Genomic DNA, 21044 nt, shown 5'->3' with positions numbered 1-21044 from the left:
ACTCAAATGTCACGTCAACAACCACAAGTACCGGTCAGCTCACCACGTTTGCTCGCTTCCGCCATCGGCATGGCAATTACTGCCGGCTCTGCGGGCCACATGGTTTTCGCGGCGGAAAAAACCGACGAAAAAGCACCGGACAATGTGATTTCACTGGGCGCCACCGCCATCACAGGCGAAGCCCAGGACGAGACAACCTACAACGTCGAGAAAGCCTCCTCGCCCAAGTACACCGCGCCGCTGATCGATACGCCGCGCTCGGTGACCGTTGTTCCGCAACAAGTCCTCAAAGACACCGGCTCGCTCAACCTGCAGGACGCGCTGCGCACGGTTCCAGGCATCACCTTCGGTGCCGGTGAAGGCGGTAACCCACAAGGCGACCGTCCGTTCATCCGCGGCTTCGACGCCCAGGGCGACACCTATCTGGACGGCGTGCGCGATACCGGCTCCCAGAGCCGCGAGATCTTCGCCGTTGAGTCGATCGAAGTCAGCAAAGGCCCGAACTCCGCGATCGGCGGTCGTGGCGCCGCTGGCGGCAGCATCAACCTGGTCAGCAAGAAAGCCCACCTGGGCGATTCGCTCGACGGTGGTTTCACCTGGGGCTCCGACCAGACCCAGCGCTACACCTTCGACGGCAACTACCAGTTCACCGACACCGCCGCTGGCCGTCTGAACCTGTTGAGCCACGAGAGCAACGTCGCCGGGCGTGACAGCGTCAACTACGACCGCTGGGGTGTCGCACCGTCCCTGGCCTTCGGCCTGGGTACAGACACTCGCGTCAACCTTGACTACTACCATCTCGAAAGCAACGACCTGCCGGACTCGGGTATTCCCTACACCATCCCGGCCGGCGGCTCGGCTGCCCGTACCAAGGCCAACCCGGACAAGCCCAACGACGGCGGCGACAGCAGCAACTTCTATGGTCTGAACGACCGCGACTTCCGCAAGACTCGCGTCGATACGGCGACCTTCGCCATCGAGCACGACCTGAGCGACGCACTGACCATCAAGAACACCCTGCGTCACGGCACCAGCATGCAGGACTACATCCTGACCCAGCCGGACGACAGTAAAGGCAACGTCAACAACGGCAGCGTCTGGCGCCGCGCGAACACCCGCGTGAGCAACACCGAGACCACCACCAACCAGACCGACCTGTTTGGCGATGTCTACATCGCCGGGTTCAAGAACAGCTTCTCCACCGGTGTCGAATACACCCACGAGGAAAATGAAAAGTCCTCTTACAACGTCAACACGGACACCACTCCGGGAACAGGCGCGGTGACTACCAACTGCACGCCGGCAATGATCGGCGCGCCAAGCGGCTACAACTGCACCTCACTGTCCAACCCGAACCCGAATGACCCGTGGAACGGCGCCATCTCGCGCAACTATGCCGGCACCGACACCAAGGCCAACACCTACGCACTGTATGTGTTCGACACCCTGACATTGTCCGAGCAATGGCTGGTGAACATGGGCCTGCGTTACGACCATTTCGATACTGACTACAGGACCTTCAACGGTTCCAACGTGACCACGTCCAAGGGCGATGACACCAGCGAATTCGTCACCGGTCAGTTCGGTGTGGTGTACAAGCCAGCGGAAAACGGCAGCATCTATGCGTCCTACGCGACGTCCGCCACCCCGCCGGGCAACATGCTTGGCGAAGGTACGGAAGGCAACCCGTTGGGTGGCACCCCGGATCGTAACGGCAACCTGCTCAAAAGCGACCTGGAGCCGGAAACCACCAAGAACTACGAAATCGGTACCAAGTGGGACCTGTTGAATGATCGCCTGTCCCTGACCGCCGACATTTTCCGCACCGAGAAAGACAACGCTCGTGTGCAAACCAACACCACCACCTTTGAAAACGTCGGCAAGACCCGCGTTCAAGGTATCGAACTGTCGGCCAGCGGCAAGCTCACCGACAAATGGCAAGTGTTCGCCGGTTACGCCTACATGGACAGCGAGCAAGTCGACGGTGGCGACCTGCCGGCAAACAAGGCCAACAACGGCAACGAACTGCCTAACACGCCGAAAAACAGTGCCAGCCTGTGGACGACCTATCAGGTCACGCCGAAGCTGACCATCGGCGGCGGTGCGTTCTATGTCGACGACGTGTTCGGCAACGTAGCCAACACCACCATGGTCGACTCCTACGTTCGTTACGACGCGATGGCGGCCTACAAGCTGAGCAAAAACGTCGATCTGCAACTGAACGTGCAGAACCTGACCGACGAAACCTACTACGACAAGGCGTTCTCGACTCACTTCGCCAACCAGGCGGCCGGTCGTACCGCATTGCTGAGCACCAACTTCCACTTCTGATCCATGTGGGAGCGAGCCTGCTCGCGAATACAGTGCCAGCCGCAGCACATGTGTTGTGACTAACACAGCCTTCGCGAGCAGGCTCGCTCCCACAAAAGTGGCAAGCAATAAATTTGGCCCCGTTCATACCGTGAACGGGGCCTTTGTACGTGAAAAAGAATGCTTCTCGACAAGCCCACGGCATAATGTGCGCCGTGATGGAACAATCTGAACGAACAAGGCGAGCGACGTGTTGAAGAAAACCCTGTTCCAGTTGCACTGGTTTTTCGGCATCAGCGCCGGGCTGGTCCTGGCCCTGATGGGCATCACCGGGGCGATGGTGTCGTTTCAGGATGAAATCCTGAGCACACTCAATCCCTCTGTGTTGCAGGTCGAAAAACAGGTCGCCGGCGTGCTGCCTACCGCCGAACTGGTGGAGCACATCGAAGCCGTGTCGGGCAAAAAAGTCTCAATGCTCACCGTGGAAACCGACAGTGGCAACGCCGCCAAAGTGTGGTTCACCCCGCCGCCGGGTGAGCGCCGAGGCGAGATGCGCTACTTCGATCCGTACACGGCCGAGTTCCTCGGTGATGCCAGTGGCCAGGATTTCTTCGGGCTGATGCTGCAACTGCACCGTTTCCTCGCCATGGGCGATACGGGTCGGCAGATCACCGGTGCCTGTACCCTGATCCTGGTGTTCTTCTGTCTTTCCGGCTTGTACCTGCGTTGGCCTCGCCAGTGGCGAAGCTGGCGTGCCTGGTTGCCCCTGGACTGGAGGAAAAAGGGTCGCAGTTTCAACTGGGACCTGCACTCGGTGGCTGGCACCTGGTGCCTGGTGTTTTACCTCCTGGCAGCGCTGACCGGGTTGTCCTGGTCTTACGAGTGGTACAACAAGGGCCTGACCCGGTTGCTCTCCGACTCACCGCAGAACGAACGCGTTCGCGGCGGACGCGGCCCTGCACCGCAAGGTCCGGCTCCTATCGCCGATTACGCGGCAATGTGGAGCAGTATCTATAGCGCAGCCGGCCCACAACTCAGTTCCTATAACGTGCGCATGCCGCCAGTGGCCGGCCAGCCAGCGACTGTTAACTTCCTGCTGAAAACATCGCCCCATGACCGCGCCCTGAACCAGATCACCCTCGACCCGGCCACCGGGGTGATCAAACGGGTTGATCGCTACAGTGACAAGAGCCTCAAGGCGCAACTGCTGACCAGCATTTATGCGCTGCACGTCGGCAGCTACTTCGGCATCGTCGGGCGCATCATCCTGACCCTCACTGCGCTGAGCATGCCGCTGTTCTTCGTCACCGGCTGGTTGCTGTACCTGGACCGTCGCCGCAAAAAACGCCAGATCAAGGACGCTCGCCAAGGTCTGGTCGCATCGGTTAATGACGCTCCGGCCTGGCTGATCGGTTTCGCCAGCCAGAGCGGCTTTGCCGAGCAACTGGCCTGGCAGACCGCCGGGCAACTGCAGGCCGCGGGCTTGCCAGTGAATGTGCAGCCGCTGGCGGACGTCAGCGAGCAGGACTTGCAGGACTCGAACAACGCATTGTTCGTCGTCAGTACCTTCGGTGACGGCGAAGCACCCGACAGCGCCAGGGGTTTCGAACGCAAGGTACTGGGTCGCACACCAAGCCTTGAACGTCTGAACTACGCGGTCCTCGGCCTCGGCGACCGGCAGTACCAACACTTCTGCGGATTCGCCAAACGCCTGCACACCTGGCTCGGCGAACACGGCGGCAAGACCTTGTTCGCCCCGGTGGAAGTCGATAGCGGCGATCCATACGCTCTGCGTCACTGGCAACAGCAACTGGGCCTGCTGACCGGCCATGCCCCTGTCGACACCTGGCAAGCGCCCAGCTACGACAACTGGACCCTGGTCCGTCGTGAACTGCTCAACCCGGACAGCAGCGGTTCGCCGGTGTACTTGCTGGGTCTTCGCGCCCCGACCACCAGCAGTTGGCTGGCTGGAGACCTGGTGGAAGTGTTGCCGCGCAACTGCCCATGGGCCATCGAGCACTTCCTCGACGGTCTGGGCATTCACGCAGAGACCAAGGTGCAGCTCAACGGCCTGGAGGAAACCCTCGAACAGGCCCTGGCCAGTCGCCAGCTGCCGGAAAACCGCGCCCATCTGGTCGGCCTGCACGCGCAGGCACTGGCAGAGGCCCTCGTGCCGCTGGCCATGCGCGAATACTCGATTGCTTCGATTCCAGCCGACGGTGTACTGGAATTGATCGTGCGCCAGGAAGTGCATGCCGATGGCAACCTCGGCGTCGGTTCCGGCTGGTTGACCGAGTACGCGCCTGTGGGCAGTTCCATCAGCCTGCGTGTGCGGCGCAACAGTGGTTTCCATCTGCCGGCCCAACCGGCGCCGATGATCCTGCTGGGCAATGGCACGGGACTGGCCGGGTTGCGCAGCTTGCTCAAGGCCCGGATTGCCGATGGCCAGCAACGTCACTGGCTGCTGTTTGGCGAGCGCAATCGCGAGCACGACTACCTGTGCCGAAAGGAGCTGGAAGATTGGCTGATCAACGGTGATCTGGCGCGTCTCGACCTGGCGTTTTCCCGAGACCAGGCCGAAAAGATCTACGTACAGGATCGCCTGCGTGAATCAGCGGACGAGCTTGAAAAATGGCTGGCGGAAGGTGCGGTGATCTACATTTGCGGCAGCCTTCAGGGCATGGCTTCGGGCGTGGATCAGGTACTCGATGAAGTGCTGGGCAGCGCCGAAGTGGAGCGTTTGATCGAACAGGGCCGCTACCGCCGAGACGTCTACTGATTCACTGCGTTCCCTGTAGGAGCGGGTGCCCGCTTGCGGCATGCTCGCGAAAGCGGAGTGTCAGCAAAAATGATTTCGACTGACACGACGCCTTCGCGAGCATGCTCGCTCCTACAGGGGCAGGCGTCAGGCCGTGACGGGATCTACCGCCAACTCCACCACCTCCGGCCGCTTGACCAGCGCATACACCACCGCCGTCAACAGGCTCCCCGCCACAATCGCCAGCAGATAGAGCAGCGCATGGTTGATCGCATTCGGGATCGCCAGCACGAACAACCCTCCGTGGGGCGCCATCAGCTTGCAGCCGAAATACATCGACAGCGCACCGGTCAGCGCACCGCCAGCGATGCTCGCCGGAATCACCCGCAGCGGATCTTTGGCCGCAAACGGAATCGCCCCTTCGGAGATAAAGCACAGCCCCAGCACCAGTGCTGCCTTGCCGGCTTCGCGCTCGGTTTGCGCAAACTTGCGTCGGGCAATGAACGTGGCGATACCCAGGCCGATCGGCGGCACCATGCCCGCGGCCATGGTCGCCGCCATCGGCGCGTAACTCTGCGACGCCAGCAGCCCGACCGAGAACGCATAGGCGGCCTTGTTGATCGGCCCGCCGAGGTCGACGCACATCATGCCGCCCAGTAACACACCCAGCAGAATCGCGTTAGTGGTCCCCATGCTGTCGAGGAAATGCGTGAGCCCGGCGAGCATCCCCGCCACCGGTTTGCCGACGACGTAGATCATCACCAGGCCAGTGAACAGGCTCGCCAGCAACGGGATGATCAGGATCGGCTTCAGCGCCTCGAGGCTTTGCGGCAATCGCGCATAACGGTTGATCGCCCTGGCCGCATAACCGGCGAGGAAGCCAGCGATGATCCCGCCGATGAAACCGGCACCCAGGGTACTCGCCAGCAGACCGCCGATCATCCCCGGCGCAAGGCCCGGACGGTCGGCGATGGAATAGGCGATATAGCCTGCCAGCAGCGGCACCATTAACTTGAACGCGCTGTCGCCGCCGATCTGCATCAACGCCGCCGCCAGCGTGCCCTCCTCCTTGAAGGCAGTGATGCCGAACACGAACGACAGGGCGATCATCAAGCCGCCAGCCACCACCATCGGTAACATGAACGACACGCCGGTCAGCAGGTGTTTATAGACGCCCATTTTCTCCTGCTTGACCGTTGCTTGAGATGCACTCGATGCGCTTTCCTGTCGGCCTTCGGCCAAGGCCTTTTTCAAGGTCGCTTCGGCTTGCTTGAGGGCAATGCCGGTACCGCAACGATAGATTTTCTTGCCGGCGAAACGCTCGGTGGCGACTTCGATATCGGCCGCCAGCAGCACCACATCGGCTTCGGCAATCGCCGCTGCGCTCAATGGGTTGCGCGCGCCGACCGAGCCCTGGGTTTCCACCTGCAAGTCATAGCCAAGGCGCTTGGCCGCTTGCTGCAAGGCTTCGGCGGCCATGAACGTGTGTGCTACGCCCGTCGGGCATGCGGTGACGGCCACCAGTCGCGGTGCGTTTGGCGCAACCGCCACAGGTTCTGTGACGGCTTCGGCAGCGGCATGGACCTGAGCCTCCTGCGCACCGCGCCGCAGCACGGCTTCCACGTCCTGCAGGGCCTGGGCCGGGGTGCTCTGAAACACCCGCTTGCCGACGAACCGCGACATCTCCACCGGTGCGCTGGTCACCAACAGCACCCACTCTGCCGCGTCGAGGGTGGCCGCCGACAGTTGCTTTTCGGGATGGGCGGCATCGCTGACTTCGACACTGGTACTCCAGCCCTGACGCTGGGCCGCGGCATCGAGCAGCCGGGCACACAGCACACTGGTGACCATGCCGTTCGGGCAGGCCGTAACGATGGCTAACTTCATGACAAACCCTCTTATTGTTCTGTCAGGGGACGCACGCGCACACCCTGTTCGAGCTGCGCCAGTTGCGCTGCATCGCCAATGCCGAAACCGATCTGCGTCACCGCCATCGCGGCAATCGCGGTGGCCGTGCGCAAGGTCTGTTCCGGTGTATCGGCACTGAGCAAACCGTGGAGCATCCCCGCCAGCAACGAATCACCCGCACCCACCGTGCTGGCGACGCTGACCCTGGGTGGCGTGGCGTGCAGCGCCGAACCGACGCTGAACCAATTCACGCCTTCGGCACCGTGGGAGATCACCACATGCTCGATGCCCTGGGCGTGCAAGCGCTCCGCCGCCAAGGCCTGGGCACCGGCCGATACGACCTCGCAGTCCAGCACTTCGGCCAGTTCTTCAGTGTTGGGTTTGATCAGCCACGGAGCGGCCTTGAGCGCCTCGCGCAACGCTTCGCCGCTGGTGTCGAGGGCGACGTTCAGCCCCAGTTTCTTCAAGCGCAAAATCAACATCTGCAACCACTTCGCACTAACGCCCAAAGGCAAACTTCCGGCGACCACCACCGCATCGTGCCCCGGGGCAATCTGCTCCAGTCGATCCATCAAGGCCTGCTGCGCCGCTTCGCTGACCTGCGGTCCCGGCCCGTTGATGTCGGTGATACGGCCGTCGCTTTCCGCCAGCTTGATATTGCTGCGGGTTTCACCGGGAACCCGGATGAAGGCATCGACAAAACCGCGCCGGGTGAACAGCGTTTCGAATGCTTGCAGGTTGTCTTCGCCGAGAAAGCCACTGACGGTCAACTGATGCCCGAGGTCCGCCAGCACTTGCGCCACGTTCACGCCTTTGCCGGCGGCGTGGGTGTGCATCACATCGCTGCGGTTGACCTGGCCGGCCTCAAGGCGCGGCAACTGGACGGTCAGGTCCAGCGCCGGGTTGAGGGTCAGGGTGAGAATCCGGGCCATTACAGGGCCTCCACTAATGCACGCACTTCATTGGCACTGCCCACGGCCAGGGCCTGTCGGGCAAGGGTTTGAGTCTGAGTGAAGCCCAGTTCGCGAATTCGCGCCTTGACCTCGGCAATACTGCGCGCGCCGACGCTGAGTTCGTCCACGCCGAGGCCCACCAGCACCGGCACCGCCAGCGGATCGGCCGCCAGCTCGCCACACACACCGACCCATTTGCCGTGGGCATGGGCTGCGCGCACGGTGATGTCGATCAGTTGCAGCACCGCCGGATGCAAGCCATCGGCCTGGGCCGACAGCGTCGGATGGCCACGGTCGATGGCCAGGGTGTATTGGGTCAGGTCGTTGGTACCGACGCTGAAAAAATCGACTTCCCTGGCCAGCACCGGCGCCAGCAATGCCGCCGACGGTACTTCGATCATGATCCCCAGTTGCAGGTCGGCGACCGGGATTTCCCGGCGCAGGCGCTCGGTCATGTCACGGGCCTGGCGCCACTCCTCTACGCTGCCCACCATCGGGAACATGATCCGCAGCGGCCGGTTGTCGGCCGCCCGCAGCAAGGCACGCAATTGCGCTTCCATGATCTGCGGGCGCTGCAAGGTCAGGCGGATACCGCGCACGCCGAGGAAAGGGTTTTCTTCCTTCGCGATCGGCCAGTACGGCAACGGTTTGTCGCCCCCGACATCGAGGGTACGCACCACCAGCGGCCGCCCGGCCAGACCGTCGAGGACGCGGCGGTACTCGGCTTCCTGGGTTGCCTCGTCGGGCGCTTGCGGGTGGGCCATGAAAATCAGTTCGGTGCGCAACAGGCCAACACCTTCGGCGCCCTGCTCCACCGCGCCAGTTACCCCAGCGCTTTCACCAAGATTGGCGAACACTTCGACGGCGTGACCGTCGGTGGTCAATGCCGGTTGATGACGTTGCTCGGCAGCCGCCTTCAAGCGTTGCTCGCGGGTATCGCGTTCGGCCGTGGCGCGCTGCAAGGTCGCCGTGTCAGCGTCCACATGCAACCGCCCACGCAGGCCATCGAGCAGCAGCGGCGTACCCGGCGCCAGCAGCAACACGCCGGGGCCGGCGCCGACCAGTGCCGGGATGCCCAAGGCCCGGGCAACAATCGCACTGTGCGCCGTAGCACCACCCCGGGCGGTGAGAATCCCCGCCACGCGAGCCGGGTCGAGACGCGCGACGTCGGACGGGCCGACCTCGTCCATCACCAGAATGTAGGGTTGGTCCGGTTCGCTCGGGGATTCGATGCCACTAAGCTGCATCAACACCCGACGGCCGATGTCGCGCAAGTCGGCTGCGCGTTCGGCGAGCAAGGCATCCTGCAACGCTTCCTGCTGCCGGGCCGCCGCTTCGATCACGGCCATCCACGCCGCCTCGGCGCTTTCGCCCTGTTTGAGGCGCGTATCGACCTCATCGGTCAGTTCCGGGTCGTCGAGCATCTCTTGGTGGGTGATGAAGATTTCGCGGATGGCTTTGCTTTTGCTGCGCTCGATCAGACTCTGGATGTCACGGCGGACCTGCGCCAGGGCTTGCTGGAGACGCTCACGCTCGATGCCGGCGGACTCGCCGCGCAACGGGTATTCGATGGTTTGCAGCACTTGAATATGCGCCGGGCCGATGGCGATCCCCGGAGCGGCGGCAATCGCCTGGACCACGCTGCCCGCCACCGGGGCGACAACCACTTCGGCCATCTCGACAACGACTTCGCGTGCCTGGCTGACTGGCGGCAACGGTTCGACTTCTTCTCCGAGCCCTTCTTCGATGGCGGCCAACAAGGCCGGCAAGGCATCAGCCGCGATGCTTGGTTCGGCGATGATTTCCAGGACCTGCCCCCGTCGTGCGCCGAGGCTGAGCAACTTGCTCAAGCTCTTTACCGACACCGCGCTGTCGTGGCCATCGACAATGCGCACACGGATATCACCTTCAAAACTCTTTGCCAGTTGCGCGAGGATTTTCGCCGGACGCGCATGCAGACCGTGGGCGTTGGCCAGCGCAATTCGCGCGCTGGGCCAATCGGCGGGCACTTCACCACCGAGTACTTCGAGGACTTTGCGGCTGCTGGTAGCACGTCCCAATTCATGACCGCGCCCTTCGATCAACAAGGCACACAGGCGTTCGAGCAAGGCTTGATGAGCCTCTCCAAGGCTGGCCAGGCAGAACAGCCCGTTGAGTGGCTGACCGAGATAACGCAGTGGTTTGTCCGGAGTGACGAAGGCCAGGCCCGGACGCTTCACGGTTTGCTCGCTGTGCAGCCACCACAGGCCATCGCCCAACGGCAGCGCTTCAACCTGCTGCAACACCGCGGAGAAACCGTTGCTCACGCAGTCGGCCTGCCGCAACAAGCGTGCGCCACGCCAGACCAACTCTTCGAAATCTTCGGCCGCGACACCGAGGCCGATCATCTGCGCATCCAAGGCCAACTCCTGCGGCGCACCTTGCAGCAACTTCAGCAAGGCTTCGGCGGAGCCGGCGCGGCGCAGGGCCTGGCCCAGGTCCGTCTCGCCGAGGGCACGGGTCAGCAATTGCAACAGGCGCAGATGTTCATCGGATTTGGCGGCGATGCCGATCGCCAGGTAAACGACATGACCATCGCCCCAGTCCACGCCGTCAGGGAACTGCATCAGGCGCACGCCGGTGGTGAAGACCAGGTCACGGGTTTCAGGCGTACCGTGGGGGATGGCAATACCTTGACCGAGAAAGGTCGAGCCCTGGGCTTCCCGCGCCTGCAAACCGGCGAGATAACCCTCGGCAACCAGGCCGTCGGCGACCAGATGCCGGGCCAGCAATTGCAGCGCAGCGGACTTGTCCACAGCCGACTGGCCCATGGATATCTGCTCTACTGTGAGCTCGAGCATGCTTTCTCCTTTTTGGCGCCTTGGGGCACCAGGTATTGTTTTGAGTGAGTCAGCTCAGGCGCTTGGCCATCGCTTTTGGCGGTTTCTCGGCAGAACCGACCAAAGGCGCCTAAAGCGTAGAAAATACGCCTGCTGAAACGTTTAATCTAGATCAATTGGCACGTTACTCGATAATGGCCCATCCTTGAAGTCCAACTTGTCGGATGCGTTGCGACAATGGTCGCCTGCCTAATCGGTTAGGATTGACGAAAATGTCGAGGCAATCTCGAAAAAACAAGGAAACAGCGGGTTGAAACTCAGTGATATCGCCCAGTTGGCCGGTGTGTCCGTCACCACCGCCAGCTATGTCATCAATGGCAAGGCCGAACAACAGCGCATCAGCAGCGCCACTGTCGAACGTGTGCGCGCGGTCGTCGAACAATATGGCTTCACGCCTAACCCACAGGCCGCCGGTTTGCGCAGTCGACACACCCGCACATTGGGGTTCATTCTGCCGGATCTGGAAAACCCCAGTTACGCGCGAATCGCCAAATTGCTGGAGCAAGGTGCACGAGCCCGGGGTTATCAATTGCTGATCGCCAGTTCCGACGATGCTCCAGACAGCGAACGGCAATTGCTGCAACTGTTCCGCGCCCGGCGCTGCGATGCACTGATCGTCGCCAGCTGCCTGCCAGCCGGCGACGACAGCTATCGTCAATTGCAGGCCAAGGGCATTCCGATCATCGCCATCGACCGGGTCATGGAACCCGAGCATTTCTGCTCGGTGATCAGCGACGACCGCGAGGCCAGCCTGCAACTGACCCGCAGCCTGCTGGAGCCGCTGCCCAGGCAGATCGCGCTGATCGGTGCCCGTCCGGAGCTGAGCATCAGCCGGGAACGTACCGCTGGTTTCAAAGAGGCGCTCGACGGGTTCAACGGTCAGGTGCTGATCGAAGAAGGTGAGTCCTTCAGCCGCGAGTGCGGTAAACAATTGATGGAGGAGTTGCTGCAACGTCTTGGCCATTTGCCCGAAGCCCTGGTGACCACGTCCTACGTGCTGCTTCAGGGCGTGTTCGATGCGCTGCACGACTTCCCGCTGAAAAACCGTCCGCTGCGCCTCGGCACCTTCGGCGACACCCAGTTGCTGGACTTCCTGCCGCTACCGGTCAACGCCATGGCCCAGCAACACCAGTTGATCGCCGACAAAGCCCTTGCGCTCGCTCTGGCGGCCATCGAGCAGTCGGATTACCGGCCGGGCGTGCAAGCCATCCCACGGACGTTCAAGCAGCGTATTCGCCAGGATTGAACCGTGGAGCTGATCGACACTCACACCCATCTGGATTTTCCGGACTTCGACGCCGACCGCCAGGCGTTGCTGGCCGACAGCCGTGCCCTCGGGGTACGGCGGATCGTGGTGCTGGGGGTTTATCAGGCCAATTGGCAGCGAGTCTGGGAGCTGGTGCAGAGTGACCCCGACCTGCACGCCGCATTCGGGCTGCATCCGGTGTATCTGGACGATCATCGCCCGCAACACCTGAGCGAACTCGGTGACTGGCTGACCCGTCTGGCCGGCCATCGGCAACTGTGTGCAGTGGGCGAGATCGGCCTGGATTACTTCATCGAAACCCTCGACCGCAACCGCCAGCAAGCGTTGTTCGACGCACAATTGCAATTGGCGGCGGATTTCAATCTTCCGGCATTGATCCACGTGCGGCGCAGCCACGCGGCTGTGATCGCCACGCTCAAACGGTTTCGCCTGAAACGGGCCGGGATCATCCACGCCTTTGCCGGCAGCAACGAAGAGGCCCGCGAATACATCAAGCTCGGGTTCAAGCTCGGCCTTGGTGGCGCCCCGACCTGGCCTCAGGCGTTACGCATGCACCGTGTGCTGGCACAGTTGCCACTGGATTCGGTGGTGCTGGAGACCGACTCGCCGGACATGGCCCCTGCCATGTTCCCCGGCCAGCGCAACAGCCCGGCACACTTGCCGGCGATCTGCGCGGCACTGGCGCAATGGATGGCAATCAGCCCGGAACGACTGGCAGCTGCCAGCACCGCCAACAGCTGCGAAGTGTTCGGCTGGTAATCAGTCGATGTGAGCCTTGGCGGCTTCCAGAATCAGCGTCAAATGCTGGCGCTGGCGGAAGTAACGGACCGCTGCGAAGTAAACGAATATGGCGATCAGCGAAGCATTCAGCTGCTCGACGACACTGAGCATTCCCACCCACTCCATCACCAGCGCCACCAGCAAGGCGGTGCAGACCATCACCCGCAGGCTGGCACGCAACAGTGCAAAGGAGTCGAGCGACTTGAAGCGCTTGATCTGTGCCGGGCAACGCAACTGAACCGGTTTCTGGCAGTGAGTACAGGCAAACGTTTCATTGATCGCAATGGCATTGAGTTGCCAGGGTTGAAGCTGCAACGTGCGCTGACAGTGTGCGCAACGCCCTTGGACTCCTATTGTTGCAACAGACATAACCAAGTTCCTCCATGGGGTAAGCCGCGTAACTTTTCCTCGATCGAACTCAAAAATCCAGCGCACGGGGAGAATCAGGAGGACTCCCACCGTAAAAGGGAAAAAGTATTACGAAACCTTCCGACAGTACAGAAAACCTGCAGGAATCCCACATTTACATTCCGGCCTGCCTCAGACCCGGAATGCACTGATCAGTTGTTTCAACTCCACGACCTGAGCCGACAATGCCCGGCTGGCGTCCTCGGTCTGATGCGCACCCTCTGCGGTACGCTCGCCGGCGCGGTTGATCTCGACGATGTTCTGGTCGATGTCGTGGGCCACGGCCGTTTGCTGCTCCACCGCGGCGGCAATCTGCTGGTTCTGGTCGACGATCATGCCGACCGCTCCCAGAATGTTTTCCAGCGCCCGCTGGACCTTTTCCGACTGCCCCACCGTGCCATTGGCCATTTCATGGCTGATGCCCATGGCCTTGACCGCCGCGCCGACGCCCCCGTGGAGCCTGGCGATCATCTGCTCGATTTCTTCAGTCGATTGCTGGGTGCGTTTGGCCAGGGTCCGGACTTCATCGGCTACCACGGCGAAACCACGACCCTGCTCACCGGCCCGTGCCGCCTCGATGGCGGCATTGAGCGCCAGCAGGTTGGTCTGCTCGGCGATGCTCTTGATCACCTCAAGCACGCGGCTGATGGACTGGCTGTCGCTGGCCAGTTGATTGATCACCAACACCGACTGATCGATTTCGCTGGCCAGCGCGGCGATGCTGCCTTGCTGGGACTCCACCAGACCGCGACCGCTGATGGTTTCATCGTTGACGCTGTGGGCGCTGCTCACCGCCGCCGCGGCACTGCGCGCCACTTCCTGGGAAGTGGCGGACATCTGGTTCATGGCCGTGGCCACCTGTTCGATCTGCGTGCGCTGCCCGGCGACGGCCTGGTTGCTTTGCGCGGAAACGTTTTCCACTTGCCCGGCCTGCCGCTCGACTTCACTCACGGTCTGCCCCACGCGTTCGATCAGGTCATGGATTTTCTTCACCGTGCCGTTGAACACCTCACCCAGCTCCCCCAGCTCGTCACGGCTGTGGGCACTGAAGGTCACGGTCATGTCGCCGGCCGCCACCTTGTCCATCACCGCCCCCAGGCGCTTGAGCGTGGTACGGGTCGAGGCATAGAACGCGCCGTAGAGATAAAAGATCAACACAAACACCACTGACAACGCCACGGCCTGCAAGACCATGTGCGTGCGGTTCTGGTCCAGGCGTTGCTGCAACTGCGGGCCCAGATACTTCAGGGTCGCTTCGTTGAGCTGGTAAGTCTGGTCCATCAAGGTGCTGACCTGATCATAAAAGCCCTGCCAAGGCGCATCGAGCGTGTCGGCCATGACCACTTGTTCCTCGAACAGCTCACTGGCTTTCTTCAATGATGCCCGGCTGCTCTCGGCCTGCGCGGCCAGGGTGTCGCGGGCGGCCTTGCTGGAACCCAGGGCATCCTGCAACTTCAGGCCATACTCGGCCTGGAGCTTTTCAATCTGCGCCAGCAATTCATCGAATCGGGTACTCGAAGCCGAGTTGATGAAACCCTGCCCCAGCGAATAGGAACCCATTGCCCGACCTTCTCCCAGGATCTGGGTGACCCGCGGCGTGACGAGAGTGACGAGCTCGCTCAACTGACGCATGTCGCTCTGATTGTCGCGACCGAGGCCGGACTGGCTGGTGATGAGCTGGCTGAAAATCTGCGCACTGCCCACCAGCTTGCCGATCAGGGCGCTTTTGCTTTGCAGGGAGTTTTCCGTTTGCTGGGCCTTGAACGCAGCGATCATTTCATCGCGTTTGCCATCGAACACCGCGACCTGCTCCGGGTCGCCGGTCATCGCCGTCAGCCCTTGCAGGCGAGTCAGAATGCTCTGCTCAAGCGTGCTGATTTTCGACTCGACATTGCCAGCCTTGCCGGATTGGCCGAGGCTGACATTGATCTGCACCAGGTTGTTCAGGGTTTCCAGATCGCGTCGCAGCGTCAGACTGCTGCCCAGCAGGTCCAGACTTTGCAGTTCGATACGCGTGCCCTGGAATTCGCGGTAGGAGTCACGCACCAGATAGAAGTTGGTCACCAGCATCGGCACCAGGAACAGTACGCTGATCAGGCTGAACTTCATGCCGAAGCTCAAGCGGTTCATCAGTGCGACAGCGGGATAGAGCAAGCTCTTCACTGGTTGTCTCCCTTCAATTTTATTTTTTTTATTGGCAGGCGCAGACAGACAGCAGATAGCCACTATTCGGCGCTATCTCTGTATAACTGAAATCGGCAGGAGGTTTTGTAACTTAAGGTTAACGACAGGGCGAAGCACTTCGCACAAGTGATCGCCCTGTGGCTATGACTACGGAGCTAGTGCAGGACCGTCCACAGCGCAAACCCGGCGTACCAGAGCACCGCGGCACGCAGCAACATAGCCCATATGCGGTCCAGGTTGTTGATACCTTCCGCACCGGTCACCGGCGCCGGAATTTCACCGGCCACCAGCCCGACTTTCTCGATCAATTGCGCGGCGCTGATGTTCCAGTTCAGCAGTTCATGCAGCATGACCCGGCTGACCGCGACGAAATTGCCGACCAACGCCAGGCTCGCCGCCAGCAGGCGCACCGGCACCCAGTCGAAGGCGTGACGCAGTTGCCCGGCGCGCTCGACCACCGCCGGGGATTTTCCGTGCTCTTCGGCCAGCGCCAGCAACCGATAACTCAGCGCCGCGACCGGGCCCAACAGGAAGTACCAGAAAATCACCGCGAAAAAGCTGTGGTAGGCCTCCCACAGCAAATGCCCTTCGACCCGTTCCAGCAGTTGTTCGCCACTGTCCGCGCAGATGTCCAGGTCGCGCTTGGCGACATGGGACGCTGCCTGCAGGTCCTCCCGACGCCAGGCATCGCGGAACGGCCCGAGACCGCCAAGCAGATCACCGCGCCCCAGGCTGTAGATCACCACCAGCAAATGGATCGGCAACGCCAGCAACCCATAGGCCACCGGATCGATGACGACCAGCAGCAGCCCCAGCAACGCCACCGGCAACAAGACCATTATCAACAACACCAGCCAGGGTCGTCCCGAAAGTCGCGGGCTGGCCTCGAGCTTGTTCAGCTCGTGTATCCAGCCGCCGTCTCGCTGAACCCGATGGCGCAGGGCCGAGAACTTTTCTATCCACACCGCCAACAGCAACACCAGAAAACTCATTGCCCTTCCTCTTGTGCCAGAGCGGCACGATAGCGTGCCCAGTCAAACGCAGGCCCCGGATCGGTTTTGCGCCCGGGTGCGATGTCGCTGTGCCCGCAGATGCGCTCTGTGGTGATCGCCGTGAACGCCCGCTGCAACTGGCGGGTCAAGGCCGTCAACGCGCTGTATTGCGCGTCGGTGAACGGCAGATCATCCGTGCCTTCGAGCTCGATGCCCACGGAAAAATCGTTACAGGTTTCCCGCCCCTCGAAACTCGAAACACCCGCATGCCACGCACGCTCAAGGCAAGAAACAAACTGGGTGACGGTACCGTCGCGCTCGATCAGAAAGTGCGCGGACACTCGCAAATCCGCGATCCCTTCAAAATAGGGATGTTCGGTGACATCCAGACGATTCTGGAAAAACTCCTGCACCTTGCCGGTGGCAAACTGCGCCGGAGGCAGGCTGATGTTGTGGATCACCAGCAGGGAAACTTCGCCTGTGGGGCGCGCATTGAAGTTGGGTGAGGGGCAGACATGCACTCCCTGAATCCAACCGCTCGCGGGGTCCGACTGCATACCGATTCCTTCAACGTCGACTGTGTTGGCACAGTATGCCGCGATAATCCCCCGGGGCGCGATCACTTGCCGCATTTGAGTTTGCCGATCTCAAACAGGCGCTCGTTCGGAGTCGACAACATCGGGGATTCGACCAAATGCAGACGCCAGCGCTAACGTAACGCTCTGATGCCTTGGGTTGGCCCATGCCATGGCCCTATAATCGAGGCACTTTGTTTGTGGAGTCCGTTATGCCGAATCTACGTCTCGCCGATCTGACCGCCGAAATCGATGCCAACGTGCGCCGTGCGTTGCATGAAGACATCGGCAGCGGCGACATCACCGCGCAATTGATCCCGGCCGAACGCCTGGCCAAAGCCACCATCATTACCCGCGACGCCGCCGTTATCTGCGGCACCGCCTGGGTAGATGCCGTGTTTCGGCAACTGGACCCACGGGTGGCGGTGCACTGGCAGGTTGCCGACGGTGAACGGGTGACGCCCAATCAGGTGTTGTTCCACCTCGAAGGTCCTGCGCGCTCACTGCTGACCGGCGAACGCAGCGCCCTGAACTTCCTGCAAATGCTCTCCGGCGTGGCGACCCGCGCGCAATACCTGGCGGACTTCGTGGCCGAGACCCAGGTCAAGTTGCTCGATACCCGCAAAACACTGCCGGGGCTGCGCCTGGCGCAAAAGTATGCCGTGACCTGCGGCGGTTGCCACAACCACCGCATCGGCCTGTATGACGCCTTCCTGATCAAGGAAAACCACATTGCCGCCAGCGGCGGCATCGCGCAGGCCATCGCCGCCGCGCACAAGATCGCCCCGGGCAAACCGGTGGAGATTGAAGTGGAAAGCCTGGATGAACTCAAGGAAGCGCTGGCGGCCGGTGCCGACATCATCATGCTCGACGAACTGAGCCTGGACGACATGCGCGAAGCCGTGCGCCTGAATGCCGGCAAGGCCAAACTGGAGGCCAGCGGCGGGATCAACGAAAGCACGTTGCTGCCGATTGCACAGACTGGGGTGGATTACATTTCGATCGGTGCGATGACCAAGGATGTGAAGGCCGTCGATCTGTCGATGCGACTCAGTATCTGAGGGGCAGTTACAAGCGGCAAGCTGCAAGCTTCAAGCGGATCTGCTTTGACTTGCAGCTTGCCGCTTGCCGCTTGCCGCTTGGAGCTGCTCTCAAACCACCAGATTGTTCATCTCGCAGTACTCTTCCCATTCGACACCCAGGACCTCGGCTGCCTCTTTATGCAGCTTCAGGCGCTCAGCCTCGAATTCTTCCGGGGTACTGGTGTACTTGAGCGTCAATTCCCATGGCTGCAAGCCCTGGGCCTCCGCCTCGTCTTCGAATGCCCACTGGATCTGGTCCTTCTGATCATCCGGACTCAAGTCCTTGATCTCTTCCAGCAGGTCGGGTGTATCGAGCGCATACTTTCTGAGCGCTTCCTCGTGTCGGGCTTCCTGGCTCGATTTTTTTTCTTCGGTCATGGTGTTCTCGCTGATCGGGGGAGGAATGGAAGATGGATGTGGATCATCAAGGATCTCTCTGACGCAAAAAAACCGAATAGGGCGCGGTTTTTCTGGCCTTCAGAACCATTCGGGATCATCTGAACACAGGAGTTGCTGGTGCCCGAGACAGGAATCGAACCTGCGACCTTCGCGTTACGAGTGCGCTGCTCTACCGGCTGAGCTACACGGGCGGTGGGCTAAACCTAGCATCGCTTTCGAGGTCCGGCAACTTCGCGCATGGTTTCGATGTTACGCAGACAAAAAAATGCCCCACCGTTTTCACGGCGGGGCATTTTTCAAAACGCTGAAGCGGTCAGGCGCGAGGCGTAATCAAACGCCCGATGCCTTGGCTGCCGCCACGTCTTTGATGGACAGCTTGATACGGCCGCGGTTGTCCACGTCCAGTACCAGTACTTCCACTTCCTGGCCTTCTTTCAGGATATCGGTCACTTTCTCGACGCGAGCGTCGCTCAGCATGGAGATGTGAACCAGACCGTCCTTGCCCGGCAGGATGTTGACGAATGCGCCGAAGTCGACGATGCGCTCAACCTTGCCGACGTAGATCTTGCCGATCTCGGCTTCCGCGGTGATGCTCAGAACGCGCTGACGCGCGGCCTCTGCAGCGTCCTTGGTTTCGCCAAAGATCTTGATCGAGCCGTCGTCTTCGATATCGATCGAAGCCTTGGTCTCTTCGCAGATCGCACGAATGGTCGCGCCGCCTTTACCGATGACATCACGGATTTTGTCGGTGTCGATTTTCATCGCGATCATGGTCGGAGCGTTGGCCGACAGTTCGGTACGCGACTGGCCAATGATCTGGTTCATCTGGCCGAGGATGTTCAGGCGCGCTTCCAGGGCTTGGCCCAGAGCGATTTCCATGATCTCTTCGGTGATGCCCTTGATCTTGATGTCCATCTGCAGCGCGGTTACGCCTTTGGCGGTACCGGCTACCTTGAAGTCCATGTCGCCCAGGTGGTCTTCGTCACCCAGGATGTCGGTCAGGACGGCGAACTTCTCGCCTTCTTTAACCAGACCCATGGCGATACCGGCAACCGGTGCCTTCATCGGCACACCAGCGTCCATCAGGGCCAGGGAAGCGCCGCAAACGGAAGCCATCGAGCTCGAACCGTTGGATTCGGTGATTTCCGACACGACACGGATGGTGTACGGGAACACGTCAGCGGCAGGCAGCATGGCCTGAACCGAACGACGGGCCAGACGGCCGTGACCGATTTCACGACGACCAGCACCACCCATGCGACCACACTCGCCCACCGAGAACGGAGGGAAGTTGTAGTGCAGCATGAACGGGTCTTTCTTCTCGCCTTCCAGGGTGTCCAGCAGCTGAGCATCACGGGCGGTGCCCAGCGTCGCGACTACCAGAGCCTGGGTTTCGCCACGGGTGAACAGAGCCGAACCGTGGGTTTTTGGCAGAACGCCTACTTCGATGTTCAGCGGACGTACGGTGCGGGTGTCGCGACCGTCGATACGTGGCTTGCCGTTCACGATGTTTTCGCGAACGGTGCGGTATTCGATTTCGCCGAATGCTGCTTTCACATCGCTGGCGGAAGGCTGGCCTTCTTCACCGGACAGCTTGGCCACGACCTGATCCTTCAACTCGCCCAGGCGAGCGTAACGGTCGGCCTTGACGGTGATGGTGTAGGCCTGGGAGATCGCCTCGCCGAACTCGGCACGGATAGCGCCCAGCAATTCGGTGGCTTCGGCTTGTGGAGCCCAGGTCCAGGTTGGCTTGGCAGCTTCGGCGGCCAGCTCTTTGACGGCCTGGATCACGGCCTGGAACTCGTCGTGGGCGAACAGTACGGCGCCCAGCATCTGATCTTCGGTCAGCTCTTTGGCTTCCGATTCAACCATCAGAACAGCTTCCGAAGTACCGGCGACGACCATGTCCAGGCTCGAAGCAGCCAGTTGCTCGTAAGTCGGGTTCAGCAGGTAGCCGGTGCTTTCGTGGAAGGCAACGCGGGCAGCGCCGATCGGGCCATCGAAAGGAATGCCGGAGATGGCCAGGGCAGCCGAGGTACCGATCATCGCAGCGATGTCCGGATCGGTCTTCTTGCTGGTCGAAACGACGGTGCAGACAACCTGCACTTCGTTCATGAAGCCTTCAGGGAACAGTGGACGGATCGGACGGTCGATCAGTCGGGAAGTCAGGGTTTCTTTCTCGGAAGGACGGCCTTCGCGCTTGAAGAAACCGCCAGGGATCTTACCGGCAGCGTAAGTCTTCTCCTGGTAGTGAACGGACAGAGGGAAGAAGCCCTTGCCTGGATCGGCTTGCTTGGCACCGACTACGGTCACCAATACGCTGACGTCGTCGTCAACGGTGACCAATACTGCGCCGGAGGCCTGACGGGCGATACGGCCAGTCTCGAGGGTAACGGTCGACTGACCGAACTGGAATTTTTTGATTACCGGGTTCACGGTGTCCTACCTTCTTTGTGGCTCTTGGGGGAACTGGTTTCTTGCGAAATTCTTGGGCAACGCCGGGAATCGGCCCGACTGGATTGTCCAGGTGTTACTCAGGCAAAGCAGGT

The 21044-nt window shown here is 61.3% G+C and carries 14 protein-coding genes and 1 tRNA gene; 5 read left to right on the top strand and 10 right to left on the bottom strand.

Annotated features, from left to right (window positions below):
- The first annotated feature begins 6 nt into the window (after window positions 1-6).
- Together CAG47_RS24340 and CAG47_RS24335 are read left to right on the top strand one after the other, a co-directional pair.
- The gene (locus tag CAG47_RS24340) at window positions 7-2331 is read left to right on the top strand and encodes a TonB-dependent siderophore receptor (RefSeq protein WP_085728147.1); all 2325 of its coding nucleotides are present in this window, start codon (window positions 7-9) and stop codon (window positions 2329-2331) included.
- Window positions 2332-2560: 229 nt separating this feature from the next.
- Window positions 2561-5089: a sulfite reductase flavoprotein subunit alpha gene (locus CAG47_RS24335; RefSeq protein ID WP_085728145.1), complete on the top strand. Its 2529-nt coding sequence runs from the start codon at window positions 2561-2563 to the stop codon at window positions 5087-5089.
- A 126-nt stretch (window positions 5090-5215) separates the two neighbouring features.
- On the opposite strand, the gene CAG47_RS24330 is transcribed toward CAG47_RS24335, so the two are convergent.
- Genes CAG47_RS24330 through ptsP form a run of 3 tightly spaced genes read right to left on the bottom strand, consistent with a single transcriptional unit; the run spans window position 5216 to window position 10769 of the window.
- A complete protein-coding gene (locus tag CAG47_RS24330) occupies window positions 5216-6955 on the bottom strand; it encodes a PTS fructose-like transporter subunit IIB (RefSeq protein WP_085728140.1) in 1740 nt (579 codons plus the stop codon).
- Between the two features lie 11 nt (window positions 6956-6966).
- On the bottom strand, window positions 6967-7908 hold the full coding sequence (gene pfkB, locus CAG47_RS24325) for a 1-phosphofructokinase (RefSeq protein WP_085728138.1): 942 nt from the start codon (window positions 7906-7908) through the stop codon (window positions 6967-6969).
- On the bottom strand, window positions 7908-10769 hold the full coding sequence (gene ptsP / locus CAG47_RS24320) for a phosphoenolpyruvate--protein phosphotransferase (RefSeq protein WP_085728136.1): 2862 nt from the start codon (window positions 10767-10769) through the stop codon (window positions 7908-7910). The genes pfkB and ptsP overlap by 1 nt, the downstream gene beginning before the upstream one ends.
- A 289-nt stretch (window positions 10770-11058) precedes the next feature.
- Here ptsP and cra point away from each other — a divergent pair, with 289 nt between their 5' ends.
- Together cra and CAG47_RS24310 are read left to right on the top strand one after the other, a co-directional pair.
- Window positions 11059-12054, top strand: a complete 996-nt coding sequence (cra, locus tag CAG47_RS24315; RefSeq protein WP_085728134.1) for a catabolite repressor/activator — start codon at window positions 11059-11061, stop codon at window positions 12052-12054.
- 3 nt (window positions 12055-12057) lie between these two features.
- Window positions 12058-12834 carry a TatD family hydrolase gene (locus CAG47_RS24310; RefSeq protein ID WP_085728132.1) on the top strand — a complete coding sequence of 259 codons (777 nt, stop codon included), beginning with the start codon at window positions 12058-12060 and terminating at the stop codon, window positions 12832-12834.
- Here the strand turns inward: CAG47_RS24310 and CAG47_RS24305 are convergent, their stop codons facing one another.
- The 4 genes from CAG47_RS24305 to ampD form a co-directional block, all read right to left on the bottom strand.
- Entirely contained in the window at window positions 12835-13224 is a 390-nt protein-coding gene (locus CAG47_RS24305) for a hypothetical protein (RefSeq protein ID WP_085728130.1), read from the bottom strand.
- A gap of 171 nt (window positions 13225-13395) precedes the next feature.
- Window positions 13396-15426: a methyl-accepting chemotaxis protein gene (locus CAG47_RS24300; protein WP_085728128.1), complete on the bottom strand. Its 2031-nt coding sequence runs from the start codon at window positions 15424-15426 to the stop codon at window positions 13396-13398.
- Window positions 15427-15602: 176 nt separating this feature from the next.
- Complete coding sequence (ampE, locus tag CAG47_RS24295) at window positions 15603-16439, bottom strand: regulatory signaling modulator protein AmpE (RefSeq protein WP_085728126.1); 837 nt, start codon at window positions 16437-16439, stop codon at window positions 15603-15605.
- Complete coding sequence (gene ampD / locus CAG47_RS24290) at window positions 16436-16996, bottom strand: 1,6-anhydro-N-acetylmuramyl-L-alanine amidase AmpD (protein WP_085728124.1); 561 nt, start codon at window positions 16994-16996, stop codon at window positions 16436-16438. The genes ampE and ampD overlap by 4 nt, the downstream gene beginning before the upstream one ends.
- A 230-nt stretch (window positions 16997-17226) precedes the next feature.
- On the opposite strand from ampD, the gene nadC reads away from it, so the two are divergent.
- Window positions 17227-18075, top strand: coding sequence for a carboxylating nicotinate-nucleotide diphosphorylase (nadC, locus tag CAG47_RS24285; protein ID WP_085728122.1), 849 nt, complete (start codon window positions 17227-17229; stop codon window positions 18073-18075).
- 90 nt (window positions 18076-18165) lie between these two features.
- Here the strand turns inward: nadC and CAG47_RS24280 are convergent, their stop codons facing one another.
- The 3 genes from CAG47_RS24280 to pnp form a co-directional block, all read right to left on the bottom strand.
- The gene (locus CAG47_RS24280; protein WP_085728120.1) at window positions 18166-18474 is read right to left on the bottom strand and encodes a DUF6388 family protein; all 309 of its coding nucleotides are present in this window, start codon (window positions 18472-18474) and stop codon (window positions 18166-18168) included.
- Between the two features lie 136 nt (window positions 18475-18610).
- Window positions 18611-18686 (bottom strand) — tRNA-Thr (locus tag CAG47_RS24275).
- Window positions 18687-18825: 139 nt separating this feature from the next.
- On the bottom strand, window positions 18826-20931 hold the full coding sequence (pnp, locus tag CAG47_RS24270) for a polyribonucleotide nucleotidyltransferase (protein WP_085728118.1): 2106 nt from the start codon (window positions 20929-20931) through the stop codon (window positions 18826-18828).
- Between the last annotated feature and the right edge of the window lie 113 nt (window positions 20932-21044).

The sequence above is a fragment of the Pseudomonas sp. R37(2017) genome (assembly GCF_002113375.1).
Taxonomy (GTDB): domain Bacteria; phylum Pseudomonadota; class Gammaproteobacteria; order Pseudomonadales; family Pseudomonadaceae; genus Aquipseudomonas.
The sequence above is the reverse complement of the archived record's forward strand: the minus strand, read 5'-3'. Positions and strand labels throughout refer to the sequence as shown.

Excerpts from the sequence above, each read along its gene's own strand:
- CAG47_RS24340 (WP_085728147.1), top strand. The coding sequence starts at position 7 with ATGTCACGTCAACAACCACAAGTACCGGTCAGCTCACCACGTTTGCTC.
- CAG47_RS24330 (WP_085728140.1), bottom strand. The coding sequence starts at position 6,955 with ATGAAGTTAGCCATCGTTACGGCCTGCCCGAACGGCATGGTCACCAGT.
- pfkB (WP_085728138.1), bottom strand. The coding sequence starts at position 7,908 with ATGGCCCGGATTCTCACCCTGACCCTCAACCCGGCGCTGGACCTGACC.
- ptsP (WP_085728136.1), bottom strand. The coding sequence starts at position 10,769 with ATGCTCGAGCTCACAGTAGAGCAGATATCCATGGGCCAGTCGGCTGTG.
- CAG47_RS24305 (WP_085728130.1), bottom strand. The coding sequence starts at position 13,224 with ATGTCTGTTGCAACAATAGGAGTCCAAGGGCGTTGCGCACACTGTCAG.
- ampE (WP_085728126.1), bottom strand. The coding sequence starts at position 16,439 with ATGAGTTTTCTGGTGTTGCTGTTGGCGGTGTGGATAGAAAAGTTCTCG.
- ampD (WP_085728124.1), bottom strand. The coding sequence starts at position 16,996 with ATGCAGTCGGACCCCGCGAGCGGTTGGATTCAGGGAGTGCATGTCTGC.
- nadC (WP_085728122.1), top strand. The coding sequence starts at position 17,227 with ATGCCGAATCTACGTCTCGCCGATCTGACCGCCGAAATCGATGCCAAC.
- CAG47_RS24280 (WP_085728120.1), bottom strand. The coding sequence starts at position 18,474 with ATGACCGAAGAAAAAAAATCGAGCCAGGAAGCCCGACACGAGGAAGCG.